At 42.8% G+C, this 10,877-nt stretch carries 8 protein-coding genes; 1 reads left to right on the forward strand and 7 read right to left on the reverse strand.

What is annotated here, in order from left to right; genetic code table 11:
• Nucleotides 1–46: 46 nt before the first annotated feature.
• Entirely contained in the window at nucleotides 47–1,093 is a 1,047-nt protein-coding gene (locus L1286_RS01695) for a tetratricopeptide repeat protein (protein WP_235405201.1), read from the reverse strand.
• A gap of 709 nt (nucleotides 1,094–1,802) precedes the next feature.
• Here L1286_RS01695 and nudB point away from each other — a divergent pair.
• A complete protein-coding gene (gene nudB, locus L1286_RS01700; RefSeq protein WP_235405202.1) occupies nucleotides 1,803–2,234 on the forward strand; it encodes a dihydroneopterin triphosphate diphosphatase in 432 nt (143 codons plus the stop codon).
• Between the two features lie 39 nt (nucleotides 2,235–2,273).
• Here nudB and L1286_RS01705 read toward each other — a convergent pair whose 3' ends face one another.
• The 6 genes from L1286_RS01705 to L1286_RS01730 form a co-directional block, all read right to left on the reverse strand.
• The gene (locus tag L1286_RS01705) at nucleotides 2,274–2,894 is read right to left on the reverse strand and encodes a class I SAM-dependent methyltransferase (protein ID WP_235405203.1); all 621 of its coding nucleotides are present in this window, start codon (nucleotides 2,892–2,894) and stop codon (nucleotides 2,274–2,276) included.
• Nucleotides 2,895–3,687: 793 nt separating this feature from the next.
• Nucleotides 3,688–5,286, reverse strand: coding sequence for an MBL fold metallo-hydrolase (locus L1286_RS01710; RefSeq protein WP_235405204.1), 1,599 nt, complete (start codon nucleotides 5,284–5,286; stop codon nucleotides 3,688–3,690).
• Between the two features lie 52 nt (nucleotides 5,287–5,338).
• Nucleotides 5,339–6,454 carry a TauD/TfdA family dioxygenase gene (locus L1286_RS01715; RefSeq protein ID WP_235405205.1) on the reverse strand — a complete coding sequence of 372 codons (1,116 nt, stop codon included), beginning with the start codon at nucleotides 6,452–6,454 and terminating at the stop codon, nucleotides 5,339–5,341.
• Complete coding sequence (locus tag L1286_RS01720) at nucleotides 6,423–8,837, reverse strand: ABC transporter permease (protein ID WP_235405206.1); 2,415 nt, start codon at nucleotides 8,835–8,837, stop codon at nucleotides 6,423–6,425. The genes L1286_RS01715 and L1286_RS01720 overlap by 32 nt, the downstream gene beginning before the upstream one ends.
• A gap of 9 nt (nucleotides 8,838–8,846) precedes the next feature.
• Nucleotides 8,847–9,602, reverse strand: coding sequence for an ABC transporter ATP-binding protein (locus L1286_RS01725; RefSeq protein WP_235405207.1), 756 nt, complete (start codon nucleotides 9,600–9,602; stop codon nucleotides 8,847–8,849).
• Complete coding sequence (locus L1286_RS01730; RefSeq protein WP_235405208.1) at nucleotides 9,599–10,870, reverse strand: HlyD family secretion protein; 1,272 nt, start codon at nucleotides 10,868–10,870, stop codon at nucleotides 9,599–9,601. The genes L1286_RS01725 and L1286_RS01730 overlap by 4 nt, the downstream gene beginning before the upstream one ends.
• Nucleotides 10,871–10,877: the final 7 nt, after the last annotated feature.

The following is a 10,877-nucleotide window of genomic DNA, read 5'->3' on the forward strand; positions in this document are numbered from 1 at the left end:
ACGGAAACTGGAGTATTGACCTTTTTTTAACCAAATTCAAATAAAATTAAAAATCAGAAAAATAATTTTTCGCGGCCGAGGCATTAGAACACCACTTTTCGAGCGCTATTCTCTTGCCGGTAGGTGTCTTTATATCTTTGATATTTGGTGTTTTATTGAGTTGATCTTGCAAGGCTTGTTGGAGTTTCGAATTATTGAGTAACTTTACATAAAACGCTAAGGAAGGTCCCAATTCACTCTTTAGCAATAATGGAATTGAGTCAATTAATTGTGTCTGCGCATCGACCTGCAGCTTTTTCCCTTTTTGAGTCACTTCGAAAAGAAGTTGTTGCCACGCAAAAAAATGTTTGAATACAGGTAAATTGCTGGACTTAATCTCCATATTTACCGAGCTTTTGTATCTAGAAAATCCCTGCCAATCTTGTAAAAATATGTGTGTATTTAGTAAATTCAGCCCAGTTCCCGCCGCATACCCTGACTGTCCAACTTCTGAATGAAAACGAAATGCACGTTTATACATAAGCTGCGCATTGCGATACTTTTGTTGGTCAAAGTAAATATTGCCTAGATTGTTCTTGATATGTGCGATGATTTCTCTGTCTTCTGCCAACAGCAAAGACTCTTTTAAAATCTTACTGGCTTTTGGGAGCTGATCACTATATCGATAAACAACTGCCATATTGTTTGCGACTCTCGCAAACTCTTTTGGGTCTGTTGCATAGGAAATTGCACATTCATTTAATATTTCGGCATGGCTGTAATCGTGAATACGTCGATGGTAGATGGCAACCGCTGTGACGATATCAAGCTCACCACCTTCAACAACACTTTGCCATTCCTCTGTGGCGAGCACTGATATAACATCGCGCACAATACCTGCATCCTGTACCCGCACGCCAGATTCCAGACCGATGCGGTATAACTCGTACAAACCTCTACTTGGATTTCTTGGCAGTCTACTTTCTACTGAGCGGAATAAATCAGCAGCTTGTGGCGAGTTTTTACTGTTTAGATCTTTGAGCTGGTGTAATGTTTTAAACATCTCACTGGGCGACAACGCCACTGTAACTGATAACCAAATTGCAACTAGCATATTGTTAATATCGAATATACACCTGAGTAAGCATGGTATAGAAAACCACTTATTCCAAGCAATTCAACCGTGATTTTTTCTGTTATCTGAGAATGAAGATGTGGCGAGACGACTTAACAACAATTAATTAGGTGTTTACCCGCCCTTAAAATTAACATTTATTTTACACAAAAATGTACTAACCAGAAAAAGTTAAATGTTTCCTTGTGTACTTTTAAAATTAAAAGCCATATATTTCATAAAATTACATTCTCTCCCAAATGTTACCTGTAACAGAAACAGCATTCTCCAACCGCATGAAAAATACACTATCTCACTGTATATAATCATTTTTAACTGAGACATATGAAAAAACGCATAAAACAAATAAATATGTATACATTTTAAACATACAAATTACATGTGAACTTTTTTACCCTAAATATATTTACAAATAAAAAACATACGTGTAGGATGAAGTCGTTCCTTTGGAGACAACACTTAATTTTAAGTGCCTCCTAGAACTCCCGAGAAGTAGAGCTTACTAATAAGGATGTTGGTTTATTGGGTATTTCCTTGGCACGAATTGTTGCTTTTGGAGATTCGGCAGGCGTTTTGCCTGCCTTTTTTTTGCCTGCGATTTATTGCCTTTCAAACTAATCAAAAAACGACGCGTTTTCGTACCAATTTGGTACACTATGTTTGTATTTTAAAATAATCAGGATTGACTATGTTACGCCAACCGGCTTCAGTGCTTGTTGTTATTTATAATGAAAATAAACAGTTCTTATTATTACAAAGAAAAGATGACTGCGAATTTTGGCAGTCTGTAACTGGTGGAATAGATCATGGAGAGTCATGTTTAGAAACCGCGTATAGAGAACTACGAGAAGAGACCGGCATTGATGCCCGTGCACTCAACCTCCAAATCAAGCAGCATAATAAACAAAACCACTATGAAATAAGGCCACAATGGCGACATAGGTACGTTGAAGGTGCGCTTATCAACACCGAGCATGTGTTTAGTATTTGTGTACCCAATCATATTCAGGTCACGCTCTGTGCAGAAGAGCACACTGACTTTGTTTGGTTAAGTCAGGCAGACGCTGCAAGCAAGGCATGGTCAGACAGCAATAAACAAGAGATTTTAGCGATAAGCTAAGTGCGACAAAGCGCTTAGCTTATTCACTTGGCTAAGCCTTTAAATGGGCTTAAACAGCAAAGTTTGCCACTTTGTATGAGTCCTTCCCTGCGCGTCCTCTTCAAGATCGGTCATATCCTCACACACTAAATCAGCTTCTTTTGCACAACCAATGAGCGCATTCACATCCACGTTCATTAACCCTCTTTTGGTAAGTTCCTTTTCGTCTTCGCAGTGGCGAAGCTTCAGAATTAACAACCCTTTGGGCCTAAGCAATGAACGTATCGTCAGCAAAGCTTGAACACAAGCATGGGTATCTAAATAATTAAATACAGAACTCACCAAAATAACATCAAACTGTTCACAATGTTTTTTAACTTGATATAAACAGGGTAATTCATCCCGATACCATTTGATTGGCAGATCACGTGTATAGGCTTGCCCCAAACGGTTCAAAGAACTTACCGGTTCTACCGCTACAACATGAGCTTGCTCTACGTTTTCGGCAATGAACTTTGCATCTCGCCCAGCGCCTGCGCCAATATCTAAAAACGTCATACCTTTTATCGTTAAATATGGCTCTAAATATATTAACCAATTCGCGTGTAATGATTCAAAACAGTGTGACTGGTATATTTTTGCCAGCTTCAACGCATTGTTCTCGTAGTATTGCGTTGCCATAGTGCCCATGTTTCCTTGTATTAAATATTGCTCACTGTATGCATGATAGGTAATTTGGATAACAGGATTATGACAATTTATATCACGCTATGTGCCACTGTCGCTAGTGACTTTATCTGACCTTCGCGTGTCAAGTAAACTGCAAATTCGCATTGGATTACTGATACAATTCATAGCAATGGAAGGTAAATGTAAGTAGCAGGAAGCTCACAATAGCGGCGCCAAAAGTAGGCTGGGTAGGTGAGCAAAATAATAGGACGTGCCTGAGATAACGACACGTTCTAATGGCATTATTAACTTAGCATGCAAATGGATAGTGTGTTTGAGGTGCTATTTTAATGCCTCCCCCAATCTTAGGCGTCACATCCTCTGGCAACCTCTTATTGCCGTTTAAATTTGATAAATTTTTAAGCTTATTTCTCTTCAGTTGAATCTTCATTATTAGCTCCTTTTAAAAAGTTAAGCACTAAACACCATGTGCTCCTGTAAACGTTCACTGAATGAGCCAAGTCAACAAAGTGATTAAGAAGCGTACTCGAAAGTACCCAACTTTAAACCATAATCGCAGACTGTATCTCAAACAAAAACGTATTCTTGGATTAAGACTCAGCCATGGGTGCACACCGCTCTCATGCTTTTTGAGCACGCCCTGTTTATCCTAATCTTATTCTGTACAAATAGAGTTGCAAAATTTGCGAGGTAGCCTCGGCTGTTTTTGATATTAAGAGTGAAGCCTAATGGCCCCCGAACACATACACCAAACATTGCGTGGGGGCCCATTCAGTGTGTTCCACTATGGTTCGTAACGTCTCTTCCCGTACAAACGCTCTGTTTCAACGCCTAAATGCTCTTTACACAAATCAATCATCTTGTCCGTTTCAATTAGCTGCACGGAGTTTTCATCATAATCTAAACCCATGAAATATTTGTACCAAGGCTCTAATCCAAGCGCGTACAAAAAGATTTTATCTGGGTCGAAAATTTTTGCGATATTGAATGCCTGTACTGAATCAGACCCATTTAGTCGGCGTGACTCTTTGATCTTTTTACTGACCATTTTCGTGTGTAGTGCACCATATAGCCAAGTATACGGAGCACCAACACACTCCATCCCAATCGCCATGACATCAATCTTGCCGAGTACTTTACTGATGTGCTCATACATATGCGGATCAAGGTTAGAAGAATCGGCACCGAAAAATAGTTTCTTGCCCTCTAACTCTAAAAACCAAGCCGCTTTTGATCTTACGTTGAGATCACCATGTTCACCTAGGAAAGGTACGCTCACAATCTTGCCGCCTGGGACAGGGATTTCGTCTAAATCATCGAGCTCAATCACTTTGAAATTAAATTGTTGCAACAGCATTTTTAGTGACGGATCAGGCAGCTGCCCACCATTATTTTTCGGCACTAAGATCGTATCTGTTTTGTGCCTAAGTTGCAGTAATGATTCCAAATTTGCGTGGTCTTGGTGGCTGTGTGTAATACAGATATAGTCTATTTTATCTGGCAACTGAGTGAAACTAATCACTTCATCGGCATTTTGCTCGCCACGGCTGGCAATGACAGGGTCGATAAGCACTGTCACTTCAGGCGTATCAATCATAAAACCAGCATGCCCTATATATTCCATTCTTACTTTATCTGTCGGCTCATATACATGCTCTGGTGCTTTTTCAGTAAACAATTCAGAATAATGAACGCCGCCAGCCGTTTCACGCCCTGCAAATAATGCTTCAACTTCTGCTTGGCTAAGCGGGGTCATTCTCGCAGCAAATAGGGTGTCCAGCATCGGATCTGCATAGCCAACTTTAAACTGAATATGATTGTCATCCGGCAAACGTGGTGTGCTTAATACAAACGGACGCTCCCCTACTTTATCCAATAGTCCAAACGATACACTCTGTAGTTCTGGCTTGTAATACTGGCTACGATATAACAAGCTTTCGAGTAAGCGATATGAGGCGTTGTGTTCCATATCCATGAAAAACTCCACATAGCCCTGTAAAGGTCCAGGTACTTGTTCATATAGAGCATCCGTTGATTCACCACTTGTGTGGTTTCTACATAGTTCATCTACTTCACGAACAGCATCAGCCAACTCGACCATGTCGCTGTATTCATTATCAATTTTATCAACTAACTTTTTGATATCATCAACTTGCTCTTCTGTACAATCTAGAAACTCCGCACCAGCCATACCGGGCTGTTTCACTGCCATAATATGCAATTTATAATTTTTGATAAAAGATTTCATAATACGACGATGCGTATTCACCATATGTCTCGCCCCTGTAACGGGCGGGAGTAAATATGGCCACGCATACCATTGGCACCAAAGCGGTTCAAAATACACATCTTCACGCAAGTAAAATTTCTTCTCGTTTGTCATTTTTATTTTCCTTAACTCACTAATTTATTAACTGCTAAGCTGTGGTGTCAGCTTATGACTTGTATGGCTTTGCCATACCAACCAATACTTGACGTTCACCTTTAAATGGCTCCCGTCCGTGTGCAAACAACATGTTGTCTAGTAACATCAGATCATTACACTGCCAATCAAATCGAATGGTGTGTTCGGCGAGCGCGTCACGTATAATCTGAAGCGTTTCAAGCTCGATCGGCGAACCATCCCCATAATAAGTATTGCGCGGTAACTGGTCTTCAGACATCACATTCAATAAGCTATCTCGGACAGACTGCTCTAAATTGCTTACATGAAATAAGTGGGCTTGGTTGAACCACACTTTTTCACCTGTAATAGGGTGATCAATAACCGCTTGATTTACCTGTTTAGTACGTAGGTGATTATCATCTAACCATTCAAAATCTAATTGGTTTTCAAGACAATATGCTTCAACTTCGTGTTTGTTTTCAGTTTGAAACACCTCTTGCCATGGCACATCAATTTCTGAGTAATTGCGCACATACATCACCCCCAATTTGGCAAACTTGTCTCGTATGTGAACCGGTATAGATTCGTATACTTTACGACTATCGCTAATGGGGGTTGCACCACCTTCTTGTGCAACAATGGTAGACAGAAATCCCACTCTCATTGCCCAGTTATTGGTGTAGGAGTTCTCATTGTGCTGAGGAATGGTCTGATCTGAGTGATACTCGGTTGCGGTATAGACATTGCCTCTTAACTCAGTTCTCGGTGTCGAACGAAAGCTATAGTTGATCAAAGGCGATGAAAATACGCTTGCCAATACTTGGCCAAACTGCTTACTCCCTAGAAATTTCAAACCTCGAATGAGTAGCGCGCCGTTTTGTTGGAGCAGCCGCTCAATGTGCTCCGCATTGTCAGTAGCCCAATCTTTCACCTTTTGGTTTTGAGTATCTACATTGAGCCTCAGCGGTACACCATTCACAGGGCGTAACTCCTTTACCGTGACATTGGCAAGATCTGTATATACCGGCGCTTGCTCGGGAGCCCCTTCACCACTGAGCGTTTTATTCATTGTGATTTCATCAATACTCATTGTTTCCACTTTCCCTATTTCATTGTTTTTTTTCTTACCCACATTACTCATAACGTAACGACTCACTCGGCTCACAGAGCACCGCCTTGCGTGCAGGAATATAGATGGCTACAGTCACCAATGAGCTAATCGTTAAAATGATCCCAAGCCCCACTAAAATAGAGAGCAATGGGCTGATCCCAATGAGACTTGTCGCCGCGATTAAAATCGGCGCGACGAGCAGCGCCGCAATAAAGAACCCAATAGATAACTGCACAGCACCCTGCTTAACAAAGTGCTTGATGATATCCAAATCATCTGCCCCCAGTGCGCGTCTAAGTCCTATTTCTTGAGTCTTTTGGACTATCGTATTGCTCGTTAGGCCATACACCCCCGTCATAGCGATTAACACGGAGAAAATACCGCAACGAATAAACAAATCGGTCATCGTGGTGGCCATCATTGTTAATTTGGCAAGCATTTCGTCATAATTGCGGATGCGAGAAGGTACCATGAAGCTATCGACGCTATTCACCGAGTTTATGAGTTCCTCTCGCGCACGCTGTTCTATGCCTCGGTACTTCACTAACACGCCAGCCGAAGGCATCACGGATTGTGCAAAAGGTAAGTAGATAGCTGCGTGAGTTAGAGCGCTTTCCACAAACAAATCACCGCGTTTAACATCACTGAGAATACCCACAATGGTGTACTCATCGTCTGTTTCGTCTTCGACTAATTTAATACGCTTTCCAAGTGCTTCGCTTCCGCCAAAATGCGTGTCAGCCAAGTACTGACTAATCATGGCGGTCTTTAGGCCATCTTTGTTATCACGAGAGTCAAACGAACGGCCATTGAGTAAGTCCATCCCAACTAATTGCTCACTTTCAGAAAGTATCACTAGGTTCGCTTTTGGATAGCTGTCTTCACTTTCATAGGCCACATCGTCAGTGCCAAACTTCACGGCACCCAGTTCTTGCAACAACATTGCGGATTCAAACTCAGGGTTGACCCTCAAGCGTGACAACAATTGCTGGAAAAACATCAATTGCTTATCCTCATCCGTATAAGTCGTTTCATCTAATGCTATTTCAGTGTGTAACAGGTTGGTTGTATCCATGCCAAAATCAACATTGGCAACGCGTCCAGCCACGATAGCCATAATGCTGCCAAGCAACACAATCACTGAAATAAGCACGATTTGCACAATGACCAATGCGCGCGATACTTTCCCTGTGAACTTCCCTTGAGATCCGCGAGAGCCATCTTTCAAAACAGTATTAATGTTTAAATTAGTTGCGCTCAACGTCGGTAAGAAAGACACCAAGAACATGGCAAAAAACACAAAAATAACCGTTGATTGCACCGTATCTAAATCAATCCCCCAGCTCCACCAAAACGGTAAGTCCCCTTCAAAGGCATTGTTAAAGAACGCGTCAGTCAGACCCAACATCCAACCGCACAGCATCAGCGCAAAACCCCCTCCAACGAGACAAATAATGATCGATTCCAACATCATCTGAAGAATAAGTTTACCGCGAGGCGCGCCTAGCGCGAGACGAATGGCTAACTCATTGACCCGCTCATTGGTGCGAGCCAAGATCAAGTTGCCCACATTAATACATACCAATAGCAAGATAAAAATCGATACAACATTGAGCAACAAAAATACAATTTCGCCCTCATTCCCCGTTTGTGCTAGCTGAAAGCTACTCACAAAAGCAGCATCAATGATATCCTCGTCTTCTTTTGAAACTTGAAACTGTAGTTGAGTCAGCTTCAATATGGATGTTAGCTCTGTATTTACCTCTCTGATTGTCGTGTCATGTTTTACACGGGCAAAGGCACTCATTGGCGCGTCGGCATAGCCGATTGGATTTAACTCAATATCATTTAGCGGGATCCACATCTCAGCGCTGATTGGAAAGGTGTAATACTTGGGCATCACACCCACAATGCGCGTTGGTATATTATCAATGCGTACCACAGACCCGATAATTGCAGGATCGCCTGCAAATGTGGCCTGCCAAACACGGTGACTTAATACAGCAACTTTTTCGGCGCCGGGTCTACCATCACCTTGCACAAACCCCCGCCCGAGTAACGGTTTAGTACGACTGAATTGAAATATGTTCCAGCTTGCATATGTGGTTTTCACACTGCGCGTGGCTCCCTGATCAAAGATGATTGAAGCGCCATTAACATATAATCCAAACTCATCAAGGGTCTGCGCATGCTGTTGCATTTGAGCCAATTCAAATGCGTCTAACGAACGATTTCGATTTTTTTCCTTCCCTTGTACTCGCACAACTTGCTGCGCATCACCTATGGGTAATGGTTTATACAACATGGTGTTCAATACGGAGTAAACATACATACTGACAGCTAGTCCGCCTGCCAACACCAACATCGTGATCACAGCAAAAAACGGACTTTTTATCAGTAACCTGACAGCGTAATTAAAATCTGAAAAGCTCAGCATATAAAACCCTTATACCGAACCGACCGACGCAGCCATGATCGGTGCTTTTATCACGGTGTCATCGTCGACGACAACACCCCTAACATCACTGTGGATCACGCCATCGAATAGGCTGATTTGCCGTTGCGCCCGCTTTGCGGCTTCCGGATTATGAGTGACAATACACACCGTCGCCCCATCCTGATGCAAACGCTCAAGTAATGAAGTCACGATTTCGGCATTTTTAGAATCAAGATTACCAGTCGGCTCGTCAGCCAAAATTAGCGGAGGAGAGCCAACTATCGCTCGCGCTACCGCGATACGTTGCTGTTGTCCGCCAGAAAGTTGCGAGGGGTAATGTTTACTGCGGTGCTGCATTTCGACGCGCTCTAATGCATGCTGCACATATTCACTAATCTGTGACTTATTCATGTCTTTGCGGTATGTCAAAGGCAACGCCACGTTCTCAGCTATCGTAAGGTCACTGATCAAATTAAACGACTGAAACACAAACCCGATTTGCTTGTTTCTAACTGCGGCCCGCTCTGCTCGAGATAAATCAGACACATCGTGGCCGCCCAAAATATACTGGCCTGCGGTTTGTGTATCGAGCAACCCGAGCACAGACAGTAAGGTTGACTTACCGCACCCTGAAGGGCCAGAAAGTGACACATACTCCCCCTTACCAATATTCAGATTGATGCCATTGAGCGCTTTCGTTTCAACATCCTCAGTCAAAAATGACTTTTCAACGTTGATCAATTGAATTAGGTTTTCTGAACTCATAGCAACCCCTTAATTAGAATCGATTCATGGCTATCCCACGCGGATGAATCAGAGACAATGACACGGTCACCTTCGTTAAGCCCCTTTACAACTTCGATATAACGCGCCGATGTACGCCCCATATCGACAACTGTTCGAGAAGCAGATGACCCATCAGAATCAATCCGGTATAACGTTGCAGGGCGATAACTTTGCGCAAATGTTGGACGGCTCACAAACAAGGCTTCAGACTTTCTCTCAATTTCAATCACGCCCTCAATACTTAAATCAGGACGCGCTTCTGCTGGCAACGCACCCGCTATCGTCACTTCAACTTTTACGACACCTTGTACAACAGCAGGATCAATACGTGCAACCATGCCTTCCACTTCACTGCTTCGGGTATCGATCATGACGCGCTGACCGACGGCAATATCACGGACCTGAAACTCTTGTACATTTAGCATGGCCACTAGGTTATCTTCAGGCGCAACTTTGGCAATTTGAGTGCCATACGTGACTCTTTCACCCAAAGAAACAGCCACTTCTTGAATCACGCCGTCGATGCGAGCCCTGACAACCAAGTCATCAATTTGGCGCTGGGTTTTGCTTAACATATTGGTAAGTTTCTTGAGTCTGGCTTCGTTGGCTTCTTTTTGTGCTTGCATGTTGGCTTCCATCTTTTCCAAGCGCTCTTTTTGCATTTTTATACGCTCAACATGTTGCTCTATCGCTAGGAGCAGTTTCTGGTGCGCCAATGCGCCAACCGTTGTATTCCCCTGACTCATGAGTTCTTTTTCAGCCTGCGCTTGCAGTTTGTCACTCTTATACTTCAGCTCGGCTTCCACCGCTGAGGTTCTGATATTGGCAATCTCCGACTCTAATGCCATTTCTTTCGCAAAAAAATCTTTGCGCTGCGCTTCGAGTTCCCATTTAGATTCATCATACAAATCTTGTAACTGCGGGTTGCTCAGCCGCGCAATGACTTGACCCGCTTTGACTGGCGTACCTGCCTCAAGCTCAATCTTCTCTACAACCCCCTCCACGTTTGAAGCAATGAGCTGCACATCTTTAGGGATCAAAGTACCCACTCCCCTCACTTCAACGACAAATTCGCCACGGTGAACTTCACCGATAACAACATCTTGTTTATCCACGATATAAGATGCGCCATTTAAGCTGGTGAGTGCGATTGCCGAAATTAACACCACTATCGCAACAGCGATAATGGGCCAATAGCGGCGAAGATTTACTTTTTTGTTTTTTGTTGTATTTCTTGTGATATCCATATTTTTC

The sequence above is a fragment of the Pseudoalteromonas sp. SMS1 genome (assembly GCF_021530565.1).
In the GTDB taxonomy this organism is placed as follows: domain Bacteria; phylum Pseudomonadota; class Gammaproteobacteria; order Enterobacterales; family Alteromonadaceae; genus Pseudoalteromonas.